Origin of the sequence: Xanthomarina maritima (assembly GCF_008084905.1) — a bacterium.
Taxonomy (GTDB): Bacteria; Bacteroidota; Bacteroidia; order Flavobacteriales; family Flavobacteriaceae; genus Xanthomarina; species Xanthomarina maritima.
Window position 1 is genome coordinate 28,579 of record NZ_VSFC01000043.1, and the last position, 14,106, is coordinate 42,684.

Annotated in this window: 18 protein-coding genes and 1 tRNA gene; 7 read left to right on the forward strand and 12 right to left on the reverse strand. The window is 29.1% G+C overall.

Going from position 1 to position 14,106, the window contains the following annotated elements; genetic code table 11:
• The first annotated feature begins 59 nt into the window (after positions 1-59).
• Entirely contained in the window at positions 60-377 is a 318-nt protein-coding gene (locus FVF61_RS08245) for a DUF3467 domain-containing protein (protein ID WP_109682579.1), read from the forward strand.
• A 123-nt stretch (positions 378-500) separates the two neighbouring features.
• Here the strand turns inward: FVF61_RS08245 and FVF61_RS08250 are convergent, their stop codons facing one another.
• The 3 genes from FVF61_RS08250 to FVF61_RS08260 all read right to left on the reverse strand — a co-directional run bounded on the left by FVF61_RS08250 (position 501) and on the right by FVF61_RS08260 (position 4,159).
• A complete protein-coding gene (locus tag FVF61_RS08250) occupies positions 501-2,123 on the reverse strand; it encodes an aryl-sulfate sulfotransferase (RefSeq protein WP_148455209.1) in 1,623 nt (540 codons plus the stop codon).
• Between the two features lie 70 nt (positions 2,124-2,193).
• On the reverse strand, positions 2,194-2,427 hold the full coding sequence (locus FVF61_RS08255) for a (4Fe-4S)-binding protein (RefSeq protein ID WP_148455211.1): 234 nt from the start codon (positions 2,425-2,427) through the stop codon (positions 2,194-2,196).
• Positions 2,428-2,569: 142 nt separating this feature from the next.
• Positions 2,570-4,159, reverse strand: coding sequence for a peptide chain release factor 3 (locus FVF61_RS08260; RefSeq protein ID WP_148455213.1), 1,590 nt, complete (start codon positions 4,157-4,159; stop codon positions 2,570-2,572).
• A 126-nt stretch (positions 4,160-4,285) separates the two neighbouring features.
• On the opposite strand from FVF61_RS08260, the gene idi reads away from it, so the two are divergent.
• The 5 genes from idi (at position 4,286) to FVF61_RS08285 (ending at position 6,619) form a co-directional block, all read left to right on the forward strand.
• Positions 4,286-4,828: an isopentenyl-diphosphate Delta-isomerase gene (gene idi, locus FVF61_RS08265; RefSeq protein ID WP_148455214.1), complete on the forward strand. Its 543-nt coding sequence runs from the start codon at positions 4,286-4,288 to the stop codon at positions 4,826-4,828.
• On the forward strand, positions 4,809-5,219 hold the full coding sequence (locus FVF61_RS08270; protein ID WP_148455216.1) for a 6-pyruvoyl trahydropterin synthase family protein: 411 nt from the start codon (positions 4,809-4,811) through the stop codon (positions 5,217-5,219). Before idi ends, FVF61_RS08270 begins: the two co-directional genes overlap by 20 nt.
• A gap of 2 nt (positions 5,220-5,221) precedes the next feature.
• Complete coding sequence (locus FVF61_RS08275; protein WP_148455218.1) at positions 5,222-6,193, forward strand: type I phosphomannose isomerase catalytic subunit; 972 nt, start codon at positions 5,222-5,224, stop codon at positions 6,191-6,193.
• Positions 6,194-6,218: 25 nt separating this feature from the next.
• Positions 6,219-6,488 carry a hypothetical protein gene (locus tag FVF61_RS08280; RefSeq protein WP_148455220.1) on the forward strand — a complete coding sequence of 90 codons (270 nt, stop codon included), beginning with the start codon at positions 6,219-6,221 and terminating at the stop codon, positions 6,486-6,488.
• 57 nt (positions 6,489-6,545) lie between these two features.
• Positions 6,546-6,619 (forward strand) — tRNA-Thr (locus FVF61_RS08285).
• 155 nt (positions 6,620-6,774) lie between these two features.
• Here FVF61_RS08285 and FVF61_RS08290 read toward each other — a convergent pair.
• The 9 genes from FVF61_RS08290 to FVF61_RS08330 all read right to left on the reverse strand — a co-directional run bounded on the left by FVF61_RS08290 (position 6,775) and on the right by FVF61_RS08330 (position 13,390).
• On the reverse strand, positions 6,775-7,473 hold the full coding sequence (locus FVF61_RS08290; protein ID WP_148455222.1) for a DUF4369 domain-containing protein: 699 nt from the start codon (positions 7,471-7,473) through the stop codon (positions 6,775-6,777).
• A gap of 50 nt (positions 7,474-7,523) precedes the next feature.
• The gene (locus FVF61_RS08295; RefSeq protein ID WP_148455224.1) at positions 7,524-8,834 is read right to left on the reverse strand and encodes a DUF819 family protein; all 1,311 of its coding nucleotides are present in this window, start codon (positions 8,832-8,834) and stop codon (positions 7,524-7,526) included.
• A gap of 64 nt (positions 8,835-8,898) precedes the next feature.
• Positions 8,899-9,066, reverse strand: coding sequence for an Arc family DNA binding domain-containing protein (locus FVF61_RS08300; RefSeq protein ID WP_148455226.1), 168 nt, complete (start codon positions 9,064-9,066; stop codon positions 8,899-8,901).
• A 1-nt stretch (position 9,067) separates the two neighbouring features.
• A complete protein-coding gene (locus FVF61_RS08305; RefSeq protein ID WP_148455228.1) occupies positions 9,068-10,003 on the reverse strand; it encodes an alpha/beta hydrolase family protein in 936 nt (311 codons plus the stop codon).
• Positions 10,004-10,162, reverse strand: coding sequence for a DUF4177 domain-containing protein (locus FVF61_RS08310; protein ID WP_148455230.1), 159 nt, complete (start codon positions 10,160-10,162; stop codon positions 10,004-10,006). It abuts the gene before it with no gap.
• 6 nt (positions 10,163-10,168) lie between these two features.
• A complete protein-coding gene (locus tag FVF61_RS08315) occupies positions 10,169-10,351 on the reverse strand; it encodes a hypothetical protein (RefSeq protein ID WP_148455232.1) in 183 nt (60 codons plus the stop codon).
• Between the two features lies 1 nt (position 10,352).
• A complete protein-coding gene (locus tag FVF61_RS08320; RefSeq protein ID WP_148455234.1) occupies positions 10,353-11,213 on the reverse strand; it encodes an SPFH domain-containing protein in 861 nt (286 codons plus the stop codon).
• 252 nt (positions 11,214-11,465) lie between these two features.
• A complete protein-coding gene (locus tag FVF61_RS08325) occupies positions 11,466-12,392 on the reverse strand; it encodes an alpha/beta hydrolase (protein WP_148455236.1) in 927 nt (308 codons plus the stop codon).
• A gap of 317 nt (positions 12,393-12,709) precedes the next feature.
• Positions 12,710-13,390, reverse strand: coding sequence for an alpha-ketoglutarate-dependent dioxygenase AlkB family protein (locus FVF61_RS08330; RefSeq protein WP_233586739.1), 681 nt, complete (start codon positions 13,388-13,390; stop codon positions 12,710-12,712).
• A gap of 6 nt (positions 13,391-13,396) precedes the next feature.
• On the opposite strand from FVF61_RS08330, the gene FVF61_RS08335 reads away from it, so the two are divergent.
• Positions 13,397-14,077, forward strand: coding sequence for a M15 family metallopeptidase (locus FVF61_RS08335; protein ID WP_148455238.1), 681 nt, complete (start codon positions 13,397-13,399; stop codon positions 14,075-14,077).
• The last annotated feature ends 29 nt before the right edge of the window (positions 14,078-14,106 follow it).

The window sequence follows — 14,106 nt, forward strand, 5'->3', positions numbered from 1 at the left end:
TATAAATAATTAAAAGAATCCTGCACAAGCAGGATTCTTTGTTTAAAAATTTTAAAATAATGTCAGACGAAAAAAACAAAAAAAAACCCGGACAAATTAATATAGAGTTAGATGAGAAAGTTGCTGAAGGAACATATTCTAATTTAGCAATCATAAACCATTCTGTTTCAGAATTCGTGATAGATTTTGTAAGTATCATGCCTGGAACGCCTAAAAGCAAAGTTAAATCAAGAATTATATTAACTCCACAACATGCTAAAAGATTATTTAAAGCATTAGGTGATAATGTTCATAAATTTGAAAATGCTCATGGCGAAATTAAAGATTATGAGCAACCTCCAATTCCTCTTAATTTTGGGCCAACAGGAGAAGCTTAAAATATTTTATTGCGAGATTTAAAAACCACGAATTTTATTTAAGTTTGGACCAACTGGTGAAGCTTTATAAACAAAAAAACCAAAGATTATTTTCTATGGTTTTTTTGTTTATTTAACACCTATTTATTGAACTATTATTTTGAAAATATCTTGATTAAATGCATTATCATTTTCTATTTTCACAAAATACAAACCAGTTTTAAGATTAGATACTTCTATCTGGTTGCCATTTAAATTAGATGAATTAAAAATTTGTTGTCCAGATATGTTATAAATTGAAACTGAAGCATTATTAAGAACAGAGTTAAATTGTAATATATTATTTAAAACAGGATTTTTAATTCTAATCTTGTTAGAAATAGTATGACTATTAATAGATAAATTTTCAAAACAAGTAGTAGAATTGTCATTAACATCCTCAATTATAGAACCAGGAGTTAAATCTTTACCATCAAATGCAGGATGATTTTTTGGGTATTTTTCACCTCTAAATAGACTATTATTACTAACAATCTCTAAATTTGTTGCAAACTGATTGAAAACAACAGTTCCTGAAGGATTTCTATAAATCCATACAATATTCCCATTTACATCAATTTCTGTTAACCTTCCTAATGAGGTTTCACATAATATCATGTTTCCATTTGGAAGTGATTGTACTCCAGATTTTTTTAGTTCTAGAACAGTTTCACCTAAAATATCTCCACTCCAAGACCAAAAATAATCAGAAGGTAGAAAGGTGTTATTAGTTATTTGATATTCATTATTAGAATTTAATTCAGGTGTTAATAAATGAATAGAACTATGAGTTTGAGTACCACCTTGATCGTTATTAAAAACGGAAATCTTACCTTCATTTAAATACCCATTGGTAACCCATTTGGCATCATGTTGTTCAAAAAGTTTTCTGTCTGATGGTGTACCTTGTCTATATACTTCAGGATTTCCCCAACGCCAAAGAAAATCGCCTCCTTTGCCAGAATTTCCACCTGTATGACCAGCAGCTTCAGTAGTTGTTGTGCTATGGTCTATAATATAAATTTCTCCCATACTTTTTGCAGACAATATAATATGATCTAAATCTGCATTATAATCTATACTATTCATATGTAACCAATCTGAATGATTCATATTATAGTCTTCATAGTTAAAGTCTACGAGTTCAGGATGACTAGCAACATCACCAAAATTTGGTGCATTAGAATCGAAATCTTGAATTAAATGATCTACAAATCGCCATTCCCAAACAATGTTTATTTGATCAATTCCGATAGGTTGGAACTCAATGATTTTTTCAGATCTAAAATTTCCATTTAGTAAAGTAGGATCTTTTCCTAATAGAATTTGATCAGCTTCAGTAATTATTTCCTTGACTAGGCATAATATATTTCCATTTGGTAAAGGTTCTATATCATGATGTTGATTTAATTCAAGGTTATCTAAATTGTATTGCCAAATTAAATTACTATTCCAATCTCTAATTTCAAGACTTTGTTGTCCTGCTCTTAATAGATTTCCATTCTCTAATAAATAGCATGTTAACCCTGGGTTTTCAGAAAATGTCCAAGTATTGATTACATTTCCACAATTATTTATTAAGTAAACAGTGTTGTTTTTTTCAGGTGAAAATAAAGTATATCCATCATAAGAACTGATGTCGTGATGTAATAAACCAATAGTTTCTTGACAATATATTACAGTCGAGAAGTTTAAGAAAAAAAATAAGTAAAGTAGTTTTAGTTTCATGTTTTATTTAAAAAGTGAAATTACAATTTAAAGCTAAAACATGAAACTAAAACTAGGTTAAAATTTAATTTTAACAAGCTTCTTTTTTATTTAAACAATAATCTAATGCTCCAGAAGGGCATTTTTTAATTTGATTAATAATTTTTTTGGTTGAAGCTCCATCTAAGTCTATCCAAGGAATAACAGAGTCTCTAAAGACATTTGAAAGTTCTCTTGCACAACGTTCAGCATGAATACAAACATGAGGTTTGTAGGTTACAGTAATCTCGTTATTACTGAAAACATTTGGGTTATTTGTTTCCATAAGTAGATCATTATTTGGGGTTATAATCTAAATTAAATGTAAAAAAATGATAATTTGAACAAATTAAAATTCGATTAAATGTATTAAAAATTCGATAAAAAACAATAAAATTGATTTTTATTCGATGAAATACATAGTGTTTTTATTGAAACTCTGAAGTAAAATGGAATTTAATGTTAGGATATTTTTGTTGAGTCATCTGTAGTGAAAAAGGTGAATCTGCTAAGAACACCAATTGATTTTGTTTGTCTTTAGCTAAAAAACGTTGTTTCACTCTTAAAAATTCTTTGTATTCTTCACTTTTAGGATCTTTGGTTTCAACCCAACAAGCTTTATGTACATTTAGATTTTCGTAGGTACATTTTGCACCATATTCATGCTCAAGTCTATATTGAATAACTTCATATTGTAAAGCTCCAACGGTTCCAATAACTTTTCTTCCGTTTAATTCTAAGGTAAATAATTGTGCAACACCTTCGTCCATTAATTGGTCGATACCTTTGTATAGCTGTTTGGATTTTAATGGATCTGCATTGTTAATATATCTAAAATGTTCAGGAGAAAAACTTGGAACACCTTTATAATTTATAATTTCTCCTTCTGTTAATGTATCTCCAATTTTAAAATTTCCAGTATCGTGTAAACCTACAATATCTCCAGGGTATGATACATCTACAATTTCTTTCTTTTCAGCAAAAAAAGCATTCGGACTAGAAAATTTTAGGTTCTTTCCATGTCTAACATGTAAATAAGGAGTGTTACGTTTAAATTTTCCTGATACAATTTTTATAAAAGCCAAACGGTCTCTGTGATTAGGATCCATATTGGCATGAATTTTAAATACAAAACCAGTAAATTTATCTTCATCAGGTTTAACTAATCTTTCTTCACTTTGTTTTGGTCTTGGTTCTGGAGCAATATCTACAAAGCAATCTAGCAGTTCTCTAACACCAAAATTATTTAAAGCAGATCCAAAAAAGACTGGCTGTTGTTGTCCACTTAAATATTCATCTTTATCAAAAGTTGGATAAATTCCTTCAACCAATTCTATTTCTTCACGTAATGTATTTGAAGCCTTATCGCCAACTAATTTGTTTAATTCTGGAGATTGTAAATCGGAAATTTCAATGGTTTCTTCAATGTTTTTTCTACTATCTCCACTAAATAGGTTGATGTTGTTTTCCCAAAGGTTATAAATTCCTTTAAAGTCGTAACCCATTCCAATTGGAAAACTTAAAGGCACTACATGCAACCCAAGTTTTTGTTCAATTTCATCCAACAAATCAAAAGCATCTTTTCCTTCACGATCCATTTTATTGATAAAAACAATCATTGGAATATTTCGCATTCTACAAACCTCAACTAGTTTTTCGGTTTGCTCTTCAACACCTTTTGCAACGTCAATAACAACAATAACACTATCTACAGCAGTTAAAGTCCTAAAGGTGTCTTCAGCAAAATCTTTATGTCCAGGTGTATCTAAAATATTAATTTTCACACCATCATATTCAAAAGCAAGTACAGAAGTTGCTACCGAAATTCCACGCTGACGCTCAATTTCCATAAAATCACTAGTTGCTCCTTTTTTAATTTTATTACTTTTTACAGCTCCAGCTTCTTGAATAGCTCCTCCAAAAAGTAGTAATTTTTCTGTTAAAGTTGTTTTTCCAGCATCAGGATGCGAAATAATACCAAAGGTTCTTCGTCTGTTAATTTCCTTTATAAAACTCATAATATTCTTGCAAATGGGTTGCAAAGATACTATTATTAAACACAATTTGAATGATTGTTTTGTTAGCTTTTTAATTTTATGAAAAGTTTGACGTATTTTTAATATTTTGATTGGTATTTTTACACAATGATTGAAGAACTGGTAATTTTAGTTAATGAAAATAATGAGCAAATTGGCTTAATGCCCAAATTAGAAGCTCATGAAAAAGCCTTATTACATCGTGCTTTTTCTGTATTTATTTTTAATGACAAAAATGAATTAATGATGCAACAAAGGGCTGCAGATAAATATCATTCTCCAAAATTATGGACTAATACATGTTGTAGTCATCAACGAAATGGAGAATCAAATATTGAAGCAGGAAAACGTCGATTGAATGAAGAGATGGGATTTGAAACTGAATTAACAGAATCAATTTCTTTTATTTATAAAGCACCTTTTGATAACGGTTTGACAGAACACGAATACGATCATATTTTAAAAGGAAAGTATAACAATGCTCCAAATATAAATCATGACGAAGTGTTAGACTGGAAATGGATGTCTTTAGATGCTATAAATAATGATATAAAATTACATCCTGAAATTTATACAGAGTGGTTTAAAATAATTTTTGATAAATTCTACGAACATATAAATATTACTGAAAATGGAAGTAACTGTAAGTAGAAAGGCACATTTTAATGCTGCACACAGATTATATAGAAAAGATTGGAGCAATGAAAAAAATGAAGCGGTTTTTGGAAAGTGTAATAACCCTAATTATCATGGACATAATTATGAATTGATTGTAAGTGTTACTGGCAAAATTGATAAGGAAACGGGTTATGTAATTGACATGAAAATATTGAAAGATATTATTAAGGAGGAAGTTGAAGATGCATTTGATCATAAAAATTTAAATGAAGATGTTGCAATTTTTAAAAACTTAAATCCAACTGCCGAAAATATTGTGGTAGTTATTTATAATAAATTAAAACCTAAATTAAAATCAGATTTAAAACTTGAGGTAACACTATTCGAAACACCTCGTAATTATGTAAGTTATTCAGGTAATTAAGTATGACAAATTCATTATATCCATTAAAGTTTAAACCAATTTTAAAAGAAAAAATTTGGGGAGGACAAAAATTAAATACACTACTAAATAAAAATAGTCAATCTCCAAATATTGGAGAAAGTTGGGAAATTAGCGATGTGGAAGGCAATACTTCAATTGTAGCTAATGGTAAATTAATAGGGTTATCATTAAAACAACTTTTAGAAATCTATAAAGCAGAGTTAATTGGCACAAAAAACTATAAAAAGTTTGGTCATACTTTTCCATTACTAATCAAGTTTATAGATGCAAAAGCAGATTTATCCATTCAACTGCATCCTAATGATGAAATAGCTTCTAGAAGACATAACTCTTTTGGAAAAACAGAAATGTGGTATGTAATGCAAACAAATCCTAATTCAAATTTAATTATTGGATTTAATCAAGAAATGACACCTGAAAAGTACTTAAATCATCTTCACAATAAGACTTTAACTGAAATATTGAATTATGAGCGTGTTAAATCTGGTGATACTTTTCTTATAAAAGAAGGTAAAGTGCATTCGATAGGTTCTGGAGTAATGCTGGCAGAAATTCAGCAAACAAGTGATGTTACATATCGAATTTACGATTGGGATAGAAGGGATGATTTAGGAGAACAAAGAGAACTTCACACAGAATTAGCGCTAGAAGCTATAAACTTTAGCTTAAAGAATGATTTTAAAGTAGAATATAAAAAAGAGGAAAACAAACCGAATAAAATGGTTTGTAGTCCATATTTTACAACTAATTATTTAAAAATCAATCAATCAATTAAAATAAATAATACATACGATTCTTTTATTATTTACTTATGTGTTGAAGGTGGAGCTAATATTTCAACTTCTAACTCTAAAGAACATATTAAAAAAGGTGAAACAATTTTAATTCCAGCAAATATTTTAGAATTTGAAATTACTTCTAAAAATGCAACACTATTAGAAGTTTATGTTTAATTTTGCATTTAAATAAAATAATAAAATGGCAAATAAAAGAGATTTAAAAAAGGATATCAATTATGTTTTAGGAGACATTATTGAAGCAGTATATGTTTGGGAATATTCAAACACAGAAAAAGACACTAAAAAAAGTGAAGCAATAATAGATGAAGCCATATCAACTTTTGATGAGTTAATTACAAAAGTTAATGATAAAAATGTTGAAAACAAAAAAGCACATTTTAAGGCCATTAACAACGAATTAGAAACTAAAGGAAGAGCATTAATTGAAAAAATTAATAAACTAGGATAAAAACAGAAAAAAATATTTGCAAATATTATTTTCAAGATTATATTTGCATCCTGTTTTGCCGATGTAGCTCAGCTGGCTAGAGCAGCTGATTTGTAATCAGCAGGTCGTGGGTTCGAGTCCCTCCATCGGCTCAAAATAAGTTCAGTAGAAATACTGGACTTTTTGCGTTTTATAGATTTGTATTAATTAAAAAAAGGAGGGAAGAGAAGTTTATCCTGAGCTTAGTCGAAGTGAGTCCCTCCATCGGCTCAAAAAAAGCCTCTCAATTTGAGAGGCTTTTTTAGTTTTAATTTTCAGATTTTCTAATTTTTATATAGCCTTCTAAAGATTTACCATATTTAGATTCTTTAACCTTAGGAGTTAAAGATTGATTGATAGTATCAAGCCATTTAGTTTGAGCATCATAAATTTCTGTTAGTGCTAAATAAGGAGCTACTTCGCTATTGTTATTTGTTACTGCAAAATTAACTGTATATAAATATTTACTTTTTACTAAACTGTTTAGTGCATCATTATTAGTGCTAATTCTTAATGAATCTTTAGTTTTTTTGGCTTCAAAACTTTCTTTAATTAAGTCTAAATTTTTATCGTCATACCTAGCAATAACTTTTAAGTATTCTTCATAAATTTTTTGTTGTTCAGAGCCAGTTATTTTTGCATCAGAAACAAAGTTTTTTAATGTAGTATTAATTTCAGTAATACCTTTATCTGCAAAAAACACAATTCTAGTATTAGTCTCATGACTGTTTTTTTTGTCTAAACGTAAATAGAATGCTTCAGGAGACTCTAATTGACTTTTTAATTCAAATTCTGAAGAACCATTTAGAAATATGGAATCAACAATAATTATGGATGAATCTTTTTCTTTTTCAAGATAGATAGTTCCTTTTTTTAATCCTTTAACCTGACCTTTTACTATTAAATCTGGATCTTTACCACAAGAAACAATCAATATAAGCGCAAATAAAACGGTTAATTTTTTCATAGATATTTTAATTTTTGGAGCGCAAATATCACATAAAAATATTTTAAATACTAACCTCCAGCTGCTATTTTCATTAAAATTGTACAACCAATGGCAGCAATGGTTCCTATAGCGTATCCAAAGACAGCTAGTAGTACACCAACTGTTGCTAAAGAAGGATGAAACGCTGAAGCTACTATAGGAGCAGAAGCTGCTCCACCAACGTTTGCTTGGCTTCCAACTGCTAAAAAGAAATAAGGTGCTTTAATTATTTTTGCTACAAATATTAGTAAAATGGCATGAATACTTATCCAAATTAATCCAACTGCTATTAACCCTGGATTATCGAAAATTGACATTAAATCTATTTTCATTCCTATAGAAGCTACTAGAATATAAATAAATACGCTTCCAAATTTACTAGCTCCTGCACCTTCATAATTTTTTGCTTTTGTAAATGATAATAGAATAGCTACAAGAGTTGCTATACTTATCATCCAAAAGAATTGTGAGTCTAAAAATGTAAATGTGTTTCTTAGGGTAGGAGACTCAATACTTTTAACGATACTACTAAAATATGGTGCTAAAAAATTTGCACAAATATGAGAAAAACTAACTGTCCCAAAAGCAATAGCAACAATAATCATAATATCTGTTAAAGAAGGATTTCGCTTCACACTTTTTGCAAATGTTGTTACTTTTTCTTTTAATGCTTCAATTGCTGAATTATCTGCTCCTAGCCATTTGTCTATAACTTTGGATCGACCAATTCCTATAAGTATAATAGCCATCCAAATATTAGCAACTACTATATCTACAAAAACCATTTTACCATATTCGGATTGATTATATTCAAAAATCTCAAGCATAGCTGTTTGATTGGCTCCACCACCAATCCAACTACCAGCTAATGTAGAAAGTCCTCTCCATACAGCATCTGGTCCAACTCCTCCAACTGTATCTGGAGAGATCATGGAAATTAATAAAATGGCAATAGGTCCACCAATTACAATTCCAAGAGTTCCTGTTAAAAACATGACTAATGCTTTCCACCCTAAGTTGAAAACAGCTTTTAAGTCTATACTTAAAGTCATTAAAACTAATGCTGCAGGTAATAAATAACGACTTGATACATAATATAAACTTGTACTATGTTCTACAATTTCTCCAGACTCTGAAACTGTTTGCCATTCTGGAGCTATAAGCCCTAAGGTTGTTAAAACAGCAGGAAGCATATAAGCCATAAACAAACCTGGCACAATTCTATAAAATTTAGGCCAAAAACCTGTTTTTATAGATTCGGTATAAAAAATAAACCCTAATGTAAGCATTAGGAGTCCAAATACAATAGTATCGTCTGTAAAAATAGGTGCTTGTTGCATGTTTTAAATTTTGAAGCTGCAAAATACCAAAATAATGACTATAAAAAAAGTAACTTTTTTATAGTCACTTTTTATCTGTTTTTTTTGGGTCTCTATTATGTTCTTTAAGGTATTGCATAAGCATCCATTCTATTTGTCCATTGGTACTCCTAAACTCGTCTGAAGCCCATTTTTCAATAGCTTTAAGCATGTCTTCATTGATTCTTAATGCAAAGGCTTTCTTTTTTGACATATTATTTTTTTATAAAAACTTCAATCGTATTAATTAATTCTTCAGATAATGGAAATTCAGGAGTATAATATGATTTTATATTGTCTTCATCTTTTTCAATAGTTTTTAAAACATGATTCATATTTTCTATAATCATTAATTCTGAATCTGATTTAGCTTCATGTAACAGATTTGCTTCTTCAACTTTTACTTGAAGATCTTTTGTACCGTTAAGAATAAGTACTGGAATTTGTAATTTTTTAATTTCTTCTGAAGGATTATAAGCCATCCACGATATAAAAAATGGTTGATTAGCTTTACTAAACAGATGCGCTAAGGCTGGATTAACTGTTTCAATGGTTCCAGTTTCTTTAAGTTCGTTAATTTGTTCTTTTGCTATGTTTGACATCTCATCACTTACTTGTTTGTAGCTATTAATGATAAATTCTCCCATATCTTCACTAATTCCAGCCAGAGAAATATATTTATCTACATTTTCAATTGAAGCTAGCATAGCTACTAAAGAGCCTTGGCTATGTCCAATTAAAATAATGCTGGTAAATCGTTTGTCATCTTTAAATTTATTTATAGCAAGTTTTGCATCGTCAACAAAACGATAAAAATCTAAATCGTCCATCATGAATTTTAAATTTTCTTCTGTAGAACTACGCTTATCATATCTATAGAAAGCAATTCCCTTAACATTTAAACTATCAGCTAATTGTTTTATATAGTTCGCTTTAATATTAACTCCAGCTTGATTTCCATTTCTATCAACATTTCCTGAACCATGAATAAAGATAACTAATGGCTGACTTTTTAATTCTTTGTTATAAGTTAAAGTACCAGGAAGTTTGATACTCTCATTCATTAATAGGAAATTTTCTGAAGCAATTTGTACTTGAGAAAACCCAAAGTTTAAGCTTATTAATAATATTACGTATAATATAGATTTCATTTATCTGTTTTTATCACGTTCTAAAACAATTCTTGTAGAATGCTCTGAAATATGAACTAATCTCCATCCAGAAACGGCATGCTGGTTAAGAGTTTCTTCTAAACGTTCGTTATTATTGGTAAAACTCATTTTCCATGATATTACTTTATATTCTTTCATAAGTTTTTATGGTTTATTGTTTTCATTTTTAAAATAAGTAATGGCAAGTATGATACCAATAAAAGTTCCAATCATTGAACCATAAACTATTCCCATAGCTACATTACCTATTACTGCTCCAACAGTAGTTCCAATACTTGAACCTAGCGCAACTCCAATAGCAATGCTGTAAGTTTGGTTTTTAGTCATCTTAATGGTTTAAAGTTCCTGTGTTTAACACTGGTGAAGCATCTTTATCACCACATAAAATAACCATTAGGTTACTTACCATAGCTGCTTTGCGTTCTTCATCTAAATCTACTATTTGCTTTTTGCCTAATTCGTGTAAAGCCATTTCTACCATACTAACTGCGCCTTCAACAATCTTATGTCTTGCTGCAACAATAGCAGTTGCTTGCTGACGTTTCAACATGGCATTTGCAATTTCTTGGGCATAAGCTAAATAGCCAATTCTAGCTTCAAGAACTTCTATTCCAGCAATCGATAAGCGTTCGTCTATTTCTTTTTCTAAAGCTTCACTTACTTCGTTTACACTAGATCGAAGTGTGATATCTTCGGCAAGGCCTTCATCTGCAAAATTATCGTAAGGATACATACTTGCCAGTTTTCTTACTGCAGCATCTGTTTGTACACGTACAAAGTTTTCATAATTATCAACATCGAAAGCTGCTTTATATGTATTTTGAACTCTCCATACAAGTATGGTACTTATCATTACTGGATTACCTAGTTTGTCGTTCACTTTCAATCGTTCGCTATCGAAGTTACTTGCGCGAAGTGATATTTTCTTTTTTGTATAAAATGGATTAGTCCAATAAAAACCATTTCTTTTAATACTACCAACATACTTTCCAAATAATAATAAAACCCTAGAATTATTAGGTTGAACCATAATAAACCCTAATGCTATAAATAATGCAGATACTATGGAAACTACAAACCAAGGGTTTTTACTAGCAATAACGGATGCAATGCCTCCAAAAAATAATACTAAAAAAACAAATAGCATTAAATAACCGTTTGCTGGGACAATAATTTTTTCTTCTTTCATGTGTTTAAATTTAAATTATAGTATTTTAATATGATATTATAATGATATCATAAAGATATGTATAATTTATTTAACTGCAAAATTAAGTTTGGCACGAAGATTGGACTATATATAATACAAAAATTTGCTACACAAGACTTTTTATAGAGTGTGGTTACTTTTTAAAAAGGTAGTAATTCATATTTTTGGTTGGTTAGTTAGGAAAAGCATCTCGAACGAGGTGCTTTTCTTTTTTATAACTAAAATGAAATGCTATTTTAAGAAATCTACAATTGCAGGAATAAGCTCTGGACTTAATTGTCTAAAAGATTCGTTATAAGATTTTGAATTTTCTAAATCATCTCCAAGAATAGGAAATAAAACATGATTCATATTTTCAATAATCAAGAGACTTCCATTTTGCGATGCTTCTTTTAATAAATTAGCTTCTTCGACAGGAACTTGTAAGTCTTTTGTTCCATTTATAATTAAAGAAGGTATGTTTAGTTCAGCAATTCTAGTTTGAGGATTGTATTGCATCCAACTTCTTATAAAGTTTTGGTTTTCTAAACTGAATATAGATTCAAGAGCAGGAGGATAGTTTGTTGTGGTTCTTCCTTCTTTTAAAGTTTGAAAAGCCACTTTAGATTCTGCTAATAGTCCAGGAACTGTTTGTTCAATTTGTTCAAGAATAACTTCGTCAATAGATTTTCCAGAACCACCAATAGAAATAAAACCTGTTACATGTTCTTTAGATGCAAGCATTCCTACTAGACTTCCTTGTCCATGACCTAGTATATATATGTTATTAAATGTATTTTTTTCATTAAAGTAATTAACTATAGAAGTAGCATCAGTTACAAAATCTGTAAACATGATGTTTTTATCTACTTTCCCTTTTCTAATTTGTTTTACTATACGTTTATCATATCTGTATGTAGCTAAACCATTATTTACTAACCCTTCTGCTAGTTTTTTTAAGTTATTATTTTTTTGAAAGTTCTGATTTCCATTTCTATCTATTGGGCCAGAATCGCCAATTAAAATTATTAATGGTGGATTTTCTATATTATTTGGAATGAGTAATGTACCATCTACAAACTGATTTATAGAAAGTTCTTCTGCTTTAAATACATTTTCCTGTGAAGTAATTTTAGAGAAATGGCATATTAATAAAACAATTAGAACATTTAGTTTCATAGAATTTAATTTTAAATAGTGTAATACTTAGGAATTTAGATGCCACTATAACGTAAAATTACTTTAAAATTATCTTTTAATAAGATTTATTTTACAAGATTTTTAGTTAATCAAGTAGTGTATTTCATCGATTATTTGTGATATTTCACCTTCAAATGTTAAAAAAAAGCGTATTTCATCGAAAATAATAGCTTTTAAACGTTGAAATTCAAAATTAATTTTACATTTGAAGTGTACTAAAATATTACTTTTTAGTTCAATGGATTAATTAATTAATATTTGCATTATGTTGTTGATACTAGAGACCCTAAATCTGACTACATAATAAAGATGCAAATTAAATTAAACCGAGGTTGAGGGACCTCGGTTTTTTTTGTTATAAACCGAAAAGTTAAATTAATTCGTTTTCCTACTTCGTTTTTAGTTTTTGGTATTTGGTGTAACCAATAGTGTTGCATTTCTCCTTTCATTATTAATAAACTTCCATGTTCTAATTCCAATTTATGATTTTCGGATTTAAGTGTTCGATGTTTATATTTAAAACTTCGTCTAGCTCCAAAACTTACAGAGGTAATTACTGGATTAACACCCAATTCCTTTTCATTGTCTGCATGCCATCCGTTGCTATCATTACCATCTCTATATAAATTTAAAAGAACAGAATTAAACTTGTGTTTTGTTGCTACCTCTACTTGCTCTTTAATTTTTAGTAGCAATTTGTTAAAAGGTTGAGGATTCATAGTAATTCCAGAATAGGTATAAGGTGTATTACTTTCAGCGTATAACGCAGTTAACCTTGGTTGTTTATGTGCTTTTCCAAAAAGAGTAATATTATCTTGTTGCCATAAAATGTCTTTTAATAAACTTTCAAAAATTATATTAGCTTCAGTTTGGCTATAAAATTGAGATATATAAATAAGTTCTGCTTGAGGCAAATTAAATTTGGTTTTTTCTGAAGGAAACAAATTCATCAGGTATTTTTTTTCTAAATTAGCCATAACTCTATGAAAATAAAAATTGCCATAATAGTTTCTCTTTTTTTTATTCTTGTTTCTTTTAAACAGGAAAAAAATAAGTTGCCCGAAGGTTTTGTTTATGCAAATTCCATCATTCCAGATTTAGAAGTTGAATTGCGTTATTATTCAATAAATAATTTTATAGGTGATACTATAACAGGATATTTATCTAATAAATTAATTATTACAAAACAAACAGCTGAAGCTTTAAAAATGGTTCAGGAAGAATTGCTTAAACAAAATTTATGTTTAAAAGTATATGATGGTTACAGACCACAACAAGCTGTAAATCATTTTATGACTTGGGCAAGAAATTTAAAAGATACCATAAACAAGCAACAATTTTATCCTGATGTTAAAAAGAAACATTTGTTTCGGGAAGGATATATTGCTTCTCAATCTGGACATAGTCGAGGAAGTACTTTAGACTTAACAATTATTAATGCAGATTCTCATGAAGCTTTGGATATGGGAAGCCCTTACGATTTTTTTGGTGAAATTTCTTGGGTAGATTATCATGAAATTTCTAAAGAACAAAAAGCAAATAGACAGCTTTTACAGAAAGTGATGTTAAAATATGGTTTTAGAAATTACCCAAAAGAATGGTGGCATTTTACATTGAGAAATGAACCATTTCCTGATACTTATTTTAATTTTCCTATTGAGTAATAGAATTTGAATTGAGCCTTTAGAGTAAT